The following is a 13,388-nucleotide window of genomic DNA, read 5'->3' as shown; positions in this document are numbered from 1 at the left end:
TTGATTGATATGAGCCGGACCGCTGGGCGCCATGACAGCAAATAATCGCGCCCATCGTTCCCACACCCCAGGAAAGCTGAACGAAACGGGGATGCGGGCGGCGTTGACGGTCCGGCCAAGCGCCGGCGGCGGGATTCGAACCCGCAGCGGACGGCGGAAGACGTGAGAGTGAAATGCAATGTGAGAGAAAGGACACACGCCTCCGCCATCCGTCCGCGTCCTTGTACGCCGGCGGATACGGTCAGACGCCATCCGCGTCATCGCGTGGAGCGAACCTGACCGTCAGCCACAGGGCCGTGGCCAGATACACGCCCTCCACCACAAGCGCGCCCGTCATGCCGCCGCCATGCCAGGTGAGCATGAGCGTCACGCTCACGACCAGGCCGACCACGGCGGCCGTGAACTTCACACGACGCAGCGTGTAGTTCGGCCTCCCCTTTTCGGACCCGTCCTCGATGCGATAGTCGTTGTCGGTCATCTTGCGCCTCCGATGCTTTGAATGAATGTCCTTGCCTGGTCTTTTCCGATGCTCGCCAGCTCGTGGCTTCCGTCGACGTCGAGCTCCATGAGGCTGGCGCCCTTGCCCGTGACGCGAATCGCGTAGCCGGTCAAGCCGAACATGATCACCGTGTCCCTCGGCGGTGCTGGTGGTGTCAGCAGCGTTTCCGCGTCGATTCTCCTGAGTGTCATCACAGCTCCTTGCGAATGTCGTTCATGCTTACTCCTCCAACGATTTGACGTATCGGTCCATCTCCTCGCGTCTGATGTGACGGCGGGAAGGCGTTCCTCGTTTGCTTGGCGGACGAAACGTGTCTATGTCGCCCTGGTTGACAGCCTGTCGCAGACCGTCGTAGTCGATCCCGTACAGGCTCGCGGCCTGCGGGATGGTCCATGCGAGCCTGTCCTTCAACGGGATACGGCTCGCATCCTTGAGCTCGTATTGCGGGACCATCACGCGCCTCCTTTGCGTGTGTGATGCCGGGCGGCGTTAGGAGAACCGCCCGGCCCTCTCCTAAAATCGGTGTCATCCCGCATTTGCGACGTGCGGGCCGAACAGTTAGGAGAAGAATTATGAGTGACAGACTCACGCTCGACACAGGAACCGGCGAACCGGTCCATGTGAAGCTTGCCGAGGGACAGGATCGAGCGAGCCTTGAGGAGGATCTGATGGAAGCGGCCAGGAACGGGACGGTCGTGACCGTCAAAGGATCCGTCAAGGGCACCAGCTCGGACACCATCCACATCAACCCGTCCAACGCGCTGTGGTGGGCGATCGACGACGCCACCAAACAGAGCGTCGGACGCATTTACTGACATCGCCATCTCGTGGTCAAGCTGCGCATCGATACGCGGCTTGACCGCTTTCATGTCGTGTTCCGGGAACAACAGAAGATACGCCGCGACACCGTCGCCATCCTCGTAGCGGAATAACTTGACGCATTCCTCGTCAGGAATCTCAATGTTGAGGTTTCCCATCACGCGCCTCCTTTGCGTGTGTAATGCCGGGCGGCGTTAGGAGAACCGCCCGGCCCTCTCCTAAAATCGGTGTCATCCCGCATATGCGACGTGCGGGCCGAACAGTTAGGAGAAGAATTATGGATTGGATCAGTTATGGTTTGGAAGGCTTGACCGCGTTGTTTACCGGAGGAGCTATGGCTTGGAACTTCGCATATCGAAGTAGGCCGAAGTGGCAGCCCTATGTGGTCGAATGCGGATACGGAAATCCTCCGTGCCTTCTGGTCAAGATCGTCAATGTGGGCAACGGAGCCGCCACCGACGTGCATGCAACGGCCACCCACAGTCCCGAAACCCCTTATGGATCACGGCGGAAAGGCTTCAACTCTCTTGTCGCCACTGGCGGCTGCGTGTACGCGCGAATCAAGGTGAAGGAATCGGAGACCGAGGAAAATGGCCATAAGTACCTGCATTACACACCTCCCGAAGGCGCTTCGGTGACGATCACCTGGCGGCAGCAGCCGTTCATCGGCCACGGGAAAACAAAGACCTGGCCCTTGTCCAAAATTCCCCACGATTTCTCGCAAGGGGACTAAGTTCGATCTGCGTCTGGGCTGAACGAATCGCACAGAGAATGTCATGAAGCACCTTGACCACGGTCAGAAGTTTCAAGAGAATCGCGCAAAGCAACACGACCACGCACAGCAGCTGACCCGATAGGCACGCGAATTGACTGACGCTCATCACGCACCCGCTTCCAACGTCGGCTGAGCGCGACCCCAGTACCGGTCGATGAAATATCGCTGCCCCTTGCCCGTGACCTTCGGAGTGCGGCTGACCGTGGTATGCCCATCCGCATGGGTGACGGTGGTCTCCTTGATGCGGAACAGGCCGAGATCCATCGCACGCTGTGTCGGCACGTTGCGATTCGAACCAGACTTGCCGAGATACCCGTCAGCCTGAAGAAGACGGAACAGTCTGTTCTGGCCGATGTCCATCCCGTTCTGCCGGAGCATCTTCGCGAGCTCGCCGACCAGGCACGTGCCGTCGGACGCGGCCACGGCGTCCGCGAACCGCGCTTTCGGCTCCAGTTCCACGATGCGCGTCTGCTGTTCGGCGATCTTCTGCTTCTGCGCTTCCATGGTGCGCTGGCCGATCATCACGGCCTTCGCGAGGATGGTCATGTCATCATCCGCGTCTGTGGTGGGGATGTAGCCGCCGGTTTTGCGAATGGCCGGAAGGACCTCGTGAGTTACCCAACGCTGGAATTCCTTGGCCTCCGGCTTCCGCGAGCGCATGACCAGACGATACAGGCCAGGCTCACTGATGATGTACGCCTGCTGCCGACGTCCAATCGAATCGATGACTTCAGCAGTACTGAACTCGTCTTCATCAAACATTTTGACAGTCTCGGTTGGATTACCGAGGTCAAGGATGCTCATGCAATCCTTGAGTACGAACCAAGGCTCCCCCGCCTCATCGGTCAAAGTGCGCAATGATGCGCCCTTGAAATCGAATTGCTGGATTTCATTGTTCACTGGATTCTCCTTAGAATCGTTTTCATGATTGATTGGTTTTCAGAGCACGGCGTCGAGCTGGCCGGTTTTGTCTTCACACTCGTTGTGACGGTCGTTGGCTGGGCCATCGAGCATAGAAGCTCGAAGGAGCAGAACAAGGAGCGCGAGGATGACATCAGGTTTCTGCGCGAGCAGCTGGACAGCCTACGGAGACAGGCGACCACGCTGGAGGAGCAGACCGCCATGCAGCGCGCCGATCATGACAAGCCGCCGTTCTCCGACGCAGAATGGATTTGCGGATCGCTACGCCGTATCCGCATCGAGGGATCACGCGACGTCCATGTGGAGTCAGTCACGCCTCCGACGGATACCTATATGTTTCATTTGAACACGCATCTGCCTGACGATTTCGCGCCATCCGAGACCATCGAATACGTCATCAGTGATCCAGGTCCCGTTGAACTGTTTTGGCGGTGGGCCGACGAGCCAAACATGTCTTTGAGAAGGCTTCGAAGGGTCTCGTACAAGCCTGTATGATGTCCCTTTCGCGCGAGATGCCATCCCGCATCAACGCCAGCGAGATAAATCCACGCATCACCGAAGCTGCATGGGCCGTAGCTTAATCCGTCGGTGGCCACATCGAAATAATCGCCCTGCTTAACATCGTCAATCCAATATTCGGATGGAAGCACATCAAGGCATGGACCTCCGTCCGCTTCGATAGCGCGGCATTTCCAGATGAGCCGCTTGAAATCGCCAGCGCTTCCCGGCTCTCTGGGAATGCTCTTATCCATTCCGGTGCAGCCGTTGCCGAAGTCGACCCGTTCGATAGGTTCGCCTGGTGTCCATTCGCGGACATCGGATCTCTTCATTTTCCTCATTTCGTGTTCTCCTTTCGATTCATTCGTCGGCGAGCGCTGCTCACGGCTTGATCTGTTTGATGCCGTCGATTGGTTGCAGGAGCTTGATCATGAGCTGGTAGAGGCTCATGCCGAGCATCGTCGCCGTCTTCTCGAGTTGCTCGGTGTTAAACGACCCCTTGCCTCCCAGACGTTCGCTGACGGTTTTCTCGCTCATGCCGAGTTCCTTGGCGAGTGCGGCCTGTGTCTTGCGATGCCGTGCGAGCTCGCCGCTGAGATTCCTTGCGATGGTTTCCGTCTCACTCATCTGTCTTGCCGCTCCTTTCTTTGTTCATTGCGATGCCTTGCGGTAATTCTTACCGTACTTAATTGAGTAAGTTTATTGTTACTCAATTAAGTATTCTTTACAAATCCTTCTCAATTGGGTACCATGTTGGGCATGGGAAGCATTGCCAAAAATGAAGTCACCGAAGACAGCAAGAGAATCATCGACATATGTCGAGATCTCGTTAAACGAAGCGGAATAACAAATGCCGAGTTCTACAAAAAGAGCGGTATGAGAAACAACTATTGGCACGTAAGGCTCCGATATGAAGCGCCGCTCACGACGTCCGACGTGGAGCACATCGCCTCCACATTCGGACTCACCAGCCTCGACATCTACACACGAGCACTCGGCAGCGACGCCGCCCGCGCCTACGAAGCCCGCGAGCGCCAAAACCAGATCACCGACGATCTGGTCGAACCGAGATTCGAGGACCTGCCACCTCAGGAGCTTGCTGCCAGCAGGGACAGGAACCGTGACATGGAGTCCGAAACCCCGGACGAGTGACGGTCTATAGAGTTGGGTGAACCGAAAGGAAAGGAATCAAAGTCATGAGCGAGGAATTCGACCCTGATAACAGAGGGCAGGTGATCCTCTACCGCGCCAATGGGGTGAACGTGCCGGTCGAGGTCACGTACTGGCGGCGGACGTTCTGGATGCCGCAGAAGAACATCGCGCGACTATTCGGCGTGAACGTGCCCGCGGTATCCAAACATCTGGCGAACATCTACGCTGAAGGCGAGTTGGCCGAATCGGCAACTATGTCGGAAATGGAAATAGTTCGAAACGAAGGCGGCAGAACGGTTCGCCGCACCATCCGCTTCTACAGCCTGGACGCGATCATCGCCGTCGGATACAGGGTCAGCAGCCCGCAGGCCACGGCCTTCCGCCAATGGGCGACCAGCGTGCTGCACGAATACATGATCAAGGGCTTCGCTCTCAACGACGACATGCTCAAGAACGGCAACACGTTCGGCGAGGACTACTTCAAGGAGCTCCTCGCCCGAGTACGGGAGATCCGCACCAGCGAGAAACGCCTCTACCAGCAGGTGCTCGCCATATTCCAGGAGATCTGCACCGACTACGACAAGGACAGCGGCATCGCGCGCGAGTTCTACCAGAACATGCAGAACAGGTTCCACTACGCCGCCCACGGGCACACCGCGCCGGAGATCATCACCCAACGCGTCGACGCCACGAAACCGCACATGGGACTGACCACATGGCATGGCTCCCCCAACGGGCGAATCCACAAATCCGATGTGACCGTCGCCAAGAACTACCTGGACGAGAACGAGCTGACGCGACTCAACCGTCTCACCAGCGGCTTCCTCGACATGATCGAGAACAGGGTCGCGGCGCGACTGACCACCACCATGCCGGAATTCATCCAACTCGTAAGCCAATACATCCAGCTTTCGGGAGGCGCGACGCTCACCGGCAAAGGCACCGTGACCCGCAAGCAGGCGGACAGGAAGGCCGCCGAGGAATATGCGAAGTTCAACGCGGCGCAACCATACGACTTCGAGGAATTCGCCAAGGGCATCGACGGAGGCCGCCACGACGGAATCGGCAGATGAGACAGCCGGCGAGGAGGCAAGTCCGGCCCCAGGGGCAAAGGAATTCTCGACCCGAAGTCTTACTCCCATTCGGGAACCCAGCCGTCATCCACATAGGACGGCCCTGCGCACAACAGCCTACGCCATGCAAAAGGGGTCACGGCAAACGGGTAGTCTGAGCATCGGCAGTACCCAGCACGCGAGCGCCTTCGGCGCGGCGAACCAGGCTGGGTCGTTTCATATCACCGGCGGATGCAGCCTGGATTCCTTCCTCGACCGTGCAGGGAGGGAGCATATCCGCGTCATCGAGCAGCCGCTGCCGAATGGGCTGTGTGGCGCATGGCATGAGGCGAGCCGCACGATATTCCTCCACGACAGGCTCAACCAGCGCCAGCGCCGCTGCACATTGTGCCACGAACTCATACACGCCAGACACCACGACCCCGGATGCGGCAGCCAATACGGAATCAAATGCGAGCGCCGTTGCCGTAGGGAGACGGCGCTGGCGTTGATCAGTCCGGTGGATTACGGCATGGCCGAGACGGTGTACGAGGGCAATGCGTGGATGATGGCCGTGGAATTGGGTGTCACCATCCAGGTGTTGGAGGACTACCGGCAGTTATTGTACGATTCCGGCGTGTGCGCGCAGTAGAGAAAGGCCCCGGCGTCCGCATGGCCGCGAGCGCCGGGGTTTGGTTTATTTGGCCTGAAGTGTTTACGACTTGTGTTTTTCGCCTTTAGTGTCGCGGTGTCTGTCGTGGAACGGGAAGAGGCTGCGTGCGATGACCCAGAGGATGCCGATGATCTCCACGATCGTCGATGACAGCCATGTAATCAGCACTTCGGTCGGCACGTACTGTTTCAGCACAAGCATGGTGACAATGTACGCGACGATGGTCGTATTCGTTATCACGAGCTGTGTCAGCACGAACCATAGTGACCAGGTCGCCACTTCCTTGCGCAGCTGGTTCTCTTGTTCGCGTCTCGTGTTTTTCGCATCGAGTTTGCGGAGAGCGGCGTTCTCTCTCCGTCGGGCGTTGAATGATGAGGCTGTACCTGTGGCCTCATCTGCGGAACCATCGACTCCTTCCCCGCCGTCGGGTGCGGAACCGTGCGCGACCGGCACATGCGAGGTGGCGGCCGACGCCCTGTTGAACATGGCCAGCGCCTCATCGGTTTCGCTGGATGCCTGTTCGGTTTGGCTCATTGCAACCCCAGGGTGGCTATTCTCACGTCCATGGATCGTCGGGAGACACCGAACATCTCGGCCAGCTCGTCGCGGGTGCGCCCTTCACCCCAATGGCGTCTGACTATCGCGGCAGGCATCAGGAGCGCGGCGGCAAAACGATTCGCCCAGATCTCCTCGGGATCGATTCCCTTGGACAAAGTGTCGTCGCGGCTCTCCACCCTTCCGAGCACGGCATCGTCCGGCGTGTTCTGGTATTTATGGACCCAGTGACCTATCTCATGGGCTGTGGTGAACCGCTGACGCTGCGGCGAAGCATACGCATCGGAGACCGCCTTGAACGGCTCGCCGGACTTGTCTTTGACGAGCAGGCCGTCAACGTTTGGATCCAGCATGAGCTTCTGCGGCTGGATGCCCAGTAGCTCTGCCACGCGTGACGGATCCACGGGAAGGTTGAGGTAACCGTTAGGCGCGACTGTCTTCAGTAGCGTCTCCGTCGCCGCTGCAGCCGGCGTGGACAGATTATCGATGGTAATCTTCGACATCGGCACCTCCTCGCTTCAGTCTTCAATCTACCGATGAGCGCGGGGTGTGTCAATACTCTTTCGTGTTGCGGAAAAGCCGTCGCCGTCCGTCACTGGCCGTCGCGGAGGTCTGGCAGGGCGGCGTCGAGCGTTTCGGCGAGCCGCCGTTCCCTCCAATGCGTGTACACGCTGGTGGTGTGGATGTCGGTGTGGCCCATGATGGCGGTGCGCTCCTCGTCGCTCGCGCCGGCGGCGGCGAGTTCGGTGGCGAGCCAGTGCCGCGCGCTGTAGATGTCGACGTACGGCAGTCCCGCCATCTTCAGGGCGCGGCGCCAACGCTTCTCCTCGTTGTCCCGCCTGATGGGATGGCCGTAAAGATTGGTGAACACCAGTCCATGGGACGGCACGCCCCATTTGACGATATGCGCCCAAAGCCGGTCCCAAAGCCCCTGCGGAATGGGAACCGTCCGCACGCCTTTGGCGGTCTTCGGTTTGGTCAGCCAGATCGCCCCATCCAGATGCTCGGCTTCCATCCAATCCGGGATCGTGGCGCCGGCTGGTATCGGCTTGGCCTGCTGGCACACGTTGATGACGGGAATCCCATGATGCAGTTCCAGCTGGTAGGGCATCAGGCCATACCTCTCCCCCGGCCGCATGCCCGTGGTGAAGGCGAGTTCGAACATGAGTGCCCACTTCTCACGCTCGTCCGGGCTGTCGAACACGGCGACCGCCGGATCGGGCTCGGCGAGCGCGGCCTCGATGACCTTCGCTGGGTCGGCGACGTCGAGGATGGGGCGTTCGTACCGGTCCTCCGGCATTCGTCCGACGTTTTCCATCGGGTCGTCGGCGATGAGTCCGTCCCGTTTCGCGGTTCGGAGCATGGCGCCGAGGACTGCGAGATAGGTGTTGACGGTCTTGCTTTTGCGTGTGCGGCGCAGTCTCCTGCACATTCCGTTGATGTCGTTGGCGGTGAGCCGGTTGAGGCGTATGTCGCCGATGATCGCGTTCATGGTGCGCATCCAGCTGGATTCGTTGCGCCATGTGGTGGGATTGATGGCCGCCCGGTGCTCCTCCATCCACCGTTCGAAGTAGTCAGCGGTCTTGGGGCCGTCCTTGCTGGGGAGTCTTCCGTCCCGTTCCCATTCCGCTATCTTCGCCTGGAAGCGGGCGCGTGCCTCGCTTTTCACCATGCCCGTGGCTTCGATCGGCGGGCGTCTGCGTCCGGTCGCCGGGTCGGTTCCCATGTCCTTGCGGAAGTGCCATCGTCCTTTGGAGTCCTGGAACACGCTTCCGGATCCTCCGGTCCTTCTGTTTTTCGTCTTGCCCGCCATGACTGTCCTCCCGTGTCAGGGAGTCCACTCTAAATCACACTCTAAGTGGGCGTAAAACGACGTTTCCAGCCGGAAAACTAGTATCAGCGTTGCGCCTGTACGACACCATGAAAACCATTCCGCCGTCTACGTTTCCGCAGTATTCCAACGGTTCAGCGCCACTCCTGCGCAAGGTGGCGCGTATCAACGGTGGTTATAACACAAGCCGGCCGTCACCATTCGCGAGAGAGACCGGCCGGCAAAAAGGCGTCATCCCTAGTCGAAGTCCTTGGGACTGAGCACGGCGAGCAGCTCGGCGTCGTGTACCTGCCAGCGGCTGAACGGCTGATCGGAGCCGAACACCACCACGGAGGCGGTGGACATGCCCAGGTTGAGCAGATCCAGCTTGACCATGTCCGAATCCGAGGAGGCGAGCCACTGGCAGCTCACCGAAACGGTCGGCTCATGGCCGAGGACCATCAGGACCCGGGTCTTGTCCTTGGCGTTGGCGAGCTCGTCGAATACGGACTGCATGCCGCCGTCGTACAGGGTCTGGCGGTATTCGACCTTGGGATGGTCGCCGAACACCTTGAGCATTCTCTCCAGCGTCTGCCGGGCGCGGACCGCGCCGGAGCACGCGACGCGGTCGGGCAGCAGTTTCATGCCGACGAGCCCCTTGGCGACGATCTTCGCCTGCTTCTCGCCCTTGTCGGTTATCTCGCGGTCATGGTCGCCCTTGTCGTTGAACGGTTCCGCCTTCGCGTGCCGCATGACCAGCAGCACGTGGGAATAGTTCTTCGCCTTTTTCTCGACCTTGCTGAGATTCACGCCCATTCTTCAGGACCTTTCCGTACGACGTCACTGCCTCCATTGTGGCAGACGAGGGGCGCTCGACTTCCCGTCATCACCAAATCATTGCCTGCCGTTAAGATTCGCCGCGCCTGATTGGGCTGTCAGATCGCCGTCGCCTCGCCTTGCTTGCAGGCCTGGTCGTCCTGCGACAGTCGGGACGTCTGCAGGTCGAGGTCGCGCAGCACCTTGCGCAGCTTGTGGTCCGAAATGTCGCGCAGCTCCAGATCGTCCAGCTGGGCCTCGCGCTGTTCGGGGGTGAGCGAATCGATGTCAGTGGTCGTATCCTTGGTGGCGCGGTCGCGTTTGCGCAGGGCCGCGAACCCCTCCGCCATCGCGCGGGAGACCACAAGGAAGCCGGTGTGGCCGATCATCGCATGGTCCGGCCGCACGGCGAGCCCCTGCGCCTTCCACGTGCGTTCCAGCGTCTCCTGGATGGCGGGATCGGTCCAATGGCCGGCTTCGCGCAGAGCCTCGACGAGTCGGCTCATCTGCGTGGTGGTGGTGATGTAGGCGATGAGGACGCCGCCGGGCGCGATGACCCGGTACGCCTGTTCGAGCCTGTTCCACGGGTCGAGCATGTCGAGCACGATGCGGTCGAAGGAGTGCTCCGGCAGGCCGGCCGCGACCGAGTCGAAGTCGCCGGTCTTGAGGTCCCACCACTGCGGGCGTTCGCCGTAATACAGCGTGGCGTTCGCGTCGGCCACACGGGCGAATTCGGGTCGCAGCTCGATGGTGGTCAGGCGGCCGGACTCCCCCACCGCATCCAGCAGGTTGACGCTCATCGCGCCCGATCCGGCACCAGATTCGAGCACGTTGAGGCCGCTTCGGATGTCGCCGAGCTGGATGACCTGCGCGATGTCCTTCGGGTACATGATCTGGGCGCCGCGCGGCATGGAGAGCACGTAGTCGGCGAGACGGGGGCGCATGACCGCATACTGCCAGCCGCCGATCGCACGGGTCGCCTTCCACGGCTTGTTCCGGTCGCGTTCGGGATGGTCCGCATTGACCTGAGCCTCGCGCTTGGCGGTGACGGTGGTGACGACCACGCCCTCGGTGCGGCCTATCACGTCGTCGTGCAGAATGATCCCGTGCTCGGTCTGGGTGACGCCACCGGCGGTCAGCTGGTCGGTGATCTTCTTGCCCTTGCGGTCGGTGAATTGGATCTTCTCGCCTGCGACGATCGGCCCGCGTCTCGGGTTCATGGCATCTCCTTGGGGTGAGTTTCTGAGCTGTACACAGTTTAGCGCACCCGCGCGCTGCGTTCCGGATGTAGCAGCGAATCGTTCTCAATAAGAAAAGTGCGAGGATTCCGAACATTTCCGCACAATCGAACATTTCAGAGACCGGCAAAATACCGGGCTTATGAAGTAATCCGTGTTCGTTTCCTCACATAACGGACTCGCACCTTTCTTATTGAGAACCATTCGCTGTAACATTGCCTCATGCCGAATATCACGCCGTCAGAAGACCGAACCGTCGAAACCGTCCACGTACCGAATAATCCCACGCTCACCGGCCTGGCCCGGCTCACCCGCAACGTGGCGTATCGCACCGGGGCCGATGATCTGGTGATGGACATCATCGCGCCGCAATCCACCGGCGATGATGATGACCGCCGCTACCCCACCGTGGTGTTCGTGCAGGGTAGCGCGTGGACCACACCGGACCGTGATTACGAGATCCCGCAGCTATCCGAACTGGCGCGAGAGGGATTCGTGGTGGCGACGGTGAACCATCGCAACGCCTCGCGTGACGCCAGTGCCGTGTTCCCTGCCTATCTGAAGGATGTCAAGGCGGCGATCCGGTACCTGCGGGCGAACGCGCGGCAGTGGCACATCGACCCTGAGCGGCTGGGCATCTGGGGCACGTCGTCCGGCGGCAACACGTCTCTGCTGGTGGGGCTCACTGCCGACGACCCGCGGTATGAAGACGGCAGTTATGCCACCGAAAGCGACGCGGTGAGCTTCGTGGTCAGCTGCTTCCCGCCCACCGACATGATGGAGGCGATCGACGCGTTCGGCAACGAAGATGACCCGTTCCGGCTGTACTATTTCGGCCCGTTCGCCGCAGTGGTCGGGGCGACCCATGAAACCGGATTGTGCGACGACGTGCGCCGCCGGGCGGCCGACATGAGCCCGTACCTGCAGGTGCGTGACGGGGTGGCCTACCCGCCGACGATGCTGCTGCACGGCACCGCCGACACCGTGGTCCCCTACCGGCAGTCGGTCAAGATGCACAAGAGGCTTCTTGAACACGGCGTGGACTCGCGGCTGGTGCTGGTCGACGGCGCAGAACACGAGCACGACTTCTGGAGCCCGCAGGTGTTCGATATGATCTTCGATTTCATTCGGGAGCGGTGCTGAGATAATCGGACCGTATTGGGTCGGGGATAACTTGTATTCGATTCCCGGAAAAGCTTCTAACAAATGCCGTGTGAGCACACGCACGGCAGTGGCACATCAGGCACTATGGTGGCGGGTATGACTTCGGTTCGTGCTGTCGAGCAGACGCGGATGGGGATTGCCGCGCTGCTCGTTTCCAATATCGGCTGGGGCGTGCTGCCGCTGTACTGGCACGCGCTGTCCGGCATGAACGCCATCAGCGTGCTGGCGTATCGGCTGATCGCCACGCTGGTGGTCATGATTGCGCTGCTGATGGCGTTCCGCCGCTATCGCGCATATCATCGCGCGATCGCCGCGCTTTGACGCGCACAGCGGAGCAAAAGGCTGTTCGCGCTGGAACTCGCCGCCACCACGGCTATCAGCGTGAATTGGTTGCTGTACATATATCTGGTGGTCAACGGCCAGGCGCTGCAGACCTCAATCGCGTACCTGACTACGCCTCTGCTCAACGTGGCGCTGGGCGTGGGCACGTTCACTGCGCAGTCACCGACGTTCCCGTGGATGGCAATCGTGCTCGCCGCCAGTTTCTCCGTCTACGGTCTGCTCAAACGCTACGTGCCGTTGGACGCCATTGCACAGGCCGAGAACGACAAGGACATGCGGCAATGGGAACCACTGAACAGCATGCTGTTGATTTCCAGCACACTCGCTTTCGCTCGATATGATGACAAACGCATGTGGGCCTATGACGTGATCGAGAATGCGATGACGCGCAATCTGGGATACTCGTTCAGCGAAGAATACGACGAAAGTGCCGAGGATAACGAGGATACGAACGAAGTCGGTGGACAGCCCGGCCTGCGCCCGAACTACGGACCGACCTATTACGCCGCTTTCGTGCACGATCCGGAAGGCAACAACATCGAGGTCATGCTCGCCTGAGTGTCCGACAGCTCAACAGCGACAAAACCAGATCCCGCCATGCGCAATGTTCGCATGGCGGGACCTGTCATATTCCCAGAGAATCAAACATCTCAGCAGCCGTGTGGAAACGCGGGCCGTTCTCCGCTGAATATTCATGGACTTCTCGCAAGGCAGAAAACGTATCAGTAGGAACGGCGCTCTGTTGAGGAAGGTCTAATGAAAGTCGGAACTCGTACGTGTCTGGATTGGAACACATGTGATTTCCCCCTTTAGCCCTGACTACTTGAACAGGTCGAACAAGCTGAACGTGGTCTTCTTGTAGACCGTGTTGTACAGTTTGCGCTTGGGATGCAGCCATCCCATGCCCTTCTTGCCGTAACCGGGAATCAGCGCACGCTTGACCGCACGGGTGGCGCGGCCCTTCGTACGCGCGGACAGGCTCTTCTTCCAACTGGGTTTCCTCATCCCGTATTTCATGGCGGCCTCTTTTCGGATGGTTATGCTCATTCTATACAGTGCTGAACACGTAGCAGA

19 protein-coding genes and 1 pseudogene are annotated in these 13,388 nt (G+C 59.9%); 9 read left to right on the top strand and 11 right to left on the bottom strand.

Going from position 1 to position 13,388, the window contains the following annotated elements; all coding sequences use genetic code 11:
• Nucleotides 1-241 precede the first annotated feature (241 nt).
• From BBBF_RS04410 to BBBF_RS04400, 3 genes are read right to left on the bottom strand one after another with little or no spacing between them, the layout of a single operon-like run.
• A complete protein-coding gene (locus tag BBBF_RS04410) occupies nt 242-478 on the bottom strand; it encodes a hypothetical protein (RefSeq protein WP_021647707.1) in 237 nt (78 codons plus the stop codon).
• The gene (locus BBBF_RS04405; protein WP_003820450.1) at nt 475-690 is read right to left on the bottom strand and encodes a hypothetical protein; all 216 of its coding nucleotides are present in this window, start codon (nt 688-690) and stop codon (nt 475-477) included. The genes BBBF_RS04410 and BBBF_RS04405 overlap by 4 nt, the downstream gene beginning before the upstream one ends.
• Nucleotides 691-718: 28 nt before the next feature.
• On the bottom strand, nt 719-952 hold the full coding sequence (locus BBBF_RS04400) for a MerR family transcriptional regulator (protein WP_003813003.1): 234 nt from the start codon (nt 950-952) through the stop codon (nt 719-721).
• A 119-nt stretch (nt 953-1,071) separates the two neighbouring features.
• Here BBBF_RS04400 and BBBF_RS04395 point away from each other — a divergent pair, with 119 nt between their 5' ends.
• Both BBBF_RS04395 and BBBF_RS04390 read left to right on the top strand, forming a co-directional pair.
• Nucleotides 1,072-1,314 (top strand): hypothetical protein, encoded by a 243-nt coding sequence (locus BBBF_RS04395; RefSeq protein WP_033509676.1) that lies wholly within the window; start codon nt 1,072-1,074, stop codon nt 1,312-1,314.
• 281 nt (nt 1,315-1,595) lie between these two features.
• The gene (locus tag BBBF_RS04390) at nt 1,596-2,051 is read left to right on the top strand and encodes a hypothetical protein (protein ID WP_003812999.1); all 456 of its coding nucleotides are present in this window, start codon (nt 1,596-1,598) and stop codon (nt 2,049-2,051) included.
• Between the two features lie 147 nt (nt 2,052-2,198).
• Here BBBF_RS04390 and BBBF_RS04385 read toward each other — a convergent pair whose 3' ends face one another.
• Nucleotides 2,199-2,993 (bottom strand): phage antirepressor, encoded by a 795-nt coding sequence (locus BBBF_RS04385; protein WP_021648655.1) that lies wholly within the window; start codon nt 2,991-2,993, stop codon nt 2,199-2,201.
• Between the two features lie 24 nt (nt 2,994-3,017).
• On the opposite strand from BBBF_RS04385, the gene BBBF_RS04380 reads away from it, so the two are divergent.
• On the top strand, nt 3,018-3,509 hold the full coding sequence (locus BBBF_RS04380; RefSeq protein WP_021648656.1) for a hypothetical protein: 492 nt from the start codon (nt 3,018-3,020) through the stop codon (nt 3,507-3,509).
• 384 nt (nt 3,510-3,893) lie between these two features.
• Here the strand turns inward: BBBF_RS04380 and BBBF_RS04375 are convergent, their stop codons facing one another.
• Nucleotides 3,894-4,139, bottom strand: coding sequence for a helix-turn-helix domain-containing protein (locus tag BBBF_RS04375; RefSeq protein WP_021648657.1), 246 nt, complete (start codon nt 4,137-4,139; stop codon nt 3,894-3,896).
• A gap of 249 nt (nt 4,140-4,388) precedes the next feature.
• Here BBBF_RS04375 and BBBF_RS04370 point away from each other — a divergent pair, with 249 nt between their 5' ends.
• The 3 genes from BBBF_RS04370 (at nt 4,389) to BBBF_RS04360 (ending at nt 6,368) form a co-directional block, all read left to right on the top strand.
• Nucleotides 4,389-4,664: a hypothetical protein gene (locus BBBF_RS04370; protein WP_231855247.1), complete on the top strand. Its 276-nt coding sequence runs from the start codon at nt 4,389-4,391 to the stop codon at nt 4,662-4,664.
• Nucleotides 4,665-4,708: 44 nt separating this feature from the next.
• On the top strand, nt 4,709-5,737 hold the full coding sequence (rhuM, locus tag BBBF_RS04365; protein WP_003816210.1) for a RhuM family protein: 1,029 nt from the start codon (nt 4,709-4,711) through the stop codon (nt 5,735-5,737).
• 124 nt (nt 5,738-5,861) lie between these two features.
• A complete protein-coding gene (locus BBBF_RS04360; protein WP_021648660.1) occupies nt 5,862-6,368 on the top strand; it encodes an ImmA/IrrE family metallo-endopeptidase in 507 nt (168 codons plus the stop codon).
• A gap of 63 nt (nt 6,369-6,431) precedes the next feature.
• Here BBBF_RS04360 and BBBF_RS04355 read toward each other — a convergent pair whose 3' ends face one another.
• The 5 genes from BBBF_RS04355 to BBBF_RS04335 form a co-directional block, all read right to left on the bottom strand.
• Nucleotides 6,432-6,923 carry a hypothetical protein gene (locus BBBF_RS04355; RefSeq protein WP_021648661.1) on the bottom strand — a complete coding sequence of 164 codons (492 nt, stop codon included), beginning with the start codon at nt 6,921-6,923 and terminating at the stop codon, nt 6,432-6,434.
• Nucleotides 6,920-7,447, bottom strand: coding sequence for an ImmA/IrrE family metallo-endopeptidase (locus BBBF_RS04350; protein WP_021648662.1), 528 nt, complete (start codon nt 7,445-7,447; stop codon nt 6,920-6,922). The genes BBBF_RS04355 and BBBF_RS04350 overlap by 4 nt, the downstream gene beginning before the upstream one ends.
• 89 nt (nt 7,448-7,536) lie before the next feature.
• Nucleotides 7,537-8,757: a tyrosine-type recombinase/integrase gene (locus BBBF_RS04345; RefSeq protein WP_003812969.1), complete on the bottom strand. Its 1,221-nt coding sequence runs from the start codon at nt 8,755-8,757 to the stop codon at nt 7,537-7,539.
• Nucleotides 8,758-9,012: 255 nt separating this feature from the next.
• Nucleotides 9,013-9,570, bottom strand: a complete 558-nt coding sequence (locus tag BBBF_RS04340; RefSeq protein ID WP_021648663.1) for a SixA phosphatase family protein — start codon at nt 9,568-9,570, stop codon at nt 9,013-9,015.
• Nucleotides 9,571-9,689: 119 nt separating this feature from the next.
• Nucleotides 9,690-10,790, bottom strand: coding sequence for a tRNA (adenine-N1)-methyltransferase (locus BBBF_RS04335; RefSeq protein ID WP_013389848.1), 1,101 nt, complete (start codon nt 10,788-10,790; stop codon nt 9,690-9,692).
• A gap of 240 nt (nt 10,791-11,030) precedes the next feature.
• Between BBBF_RS04335 and BBBF_RS04330 the strand changes: the two genes are divergently transcribed.
• From BBBF_RS04330 to BBBF_RS10590, 3 genes and pseudogenes are all read left to right on the top strand, one after another.
• Entirely contained in the window at nt 11,031-11,951 is a 921-nt protein-coding gene (locus BBBF_RS04330; protein ID WP_021648664.1) for an alpha/beta hydrolase, read from the top strand.
• A gap of 105 nt (nt 11,952-12,056) precedes the next feature.
• Entirely contained in the window at nt 12,057-12,293 is a 237-nt protein-coding gene (locus BBBF_RS04325) for an EamA family transporter (RefSeq protein ID WP_021648665.1), read from the top strand.
• A 483-nt stretch (nt 12,294-12,776) separates the two neighbouring features.
• A pseudogene (locus BBBF_RS10590) lies at nt 12,777-12,872 on the top strand (RarD protein); the annotation flags it as partial.
• A gap of 261 nt (nt 12,873-13,133) precedes the next feature.
• Here BBBF_RS10590 and BBBF_RS04315 read toward each other — a convergent pair.
• Nucleotides 13,134-13,331 carry a hypothetical protein gene (locus BBBF_RS04315; protein WP_033509668.1) on the bottom strand — a complete coding sequence of 66 codons (198 nt, stop codon included), beginning with the start codon at nt 13,329-13,331 and terminating at the stop codon, nt 13,134-13,136.
• Nucleotides 13,332-13,388 lie beyond the last annotated feature (57 nt).

The organism is Bifidobacterium bifidum ATCC 29521 = JCM 1255 = DSM 20456, from assembly GCF_001025135.1.
Taxonomy (GTDB): domain Bacteria; phylum Actinomycetota; class Actinomycetes; order Actinomycetales; family Bifidobacteriaceae; genus Bifidobacterium; species Bifidobacterium bifidum.
This window is presented reverse-complemented; position numbering and strand designations above follow the sequence as displayed.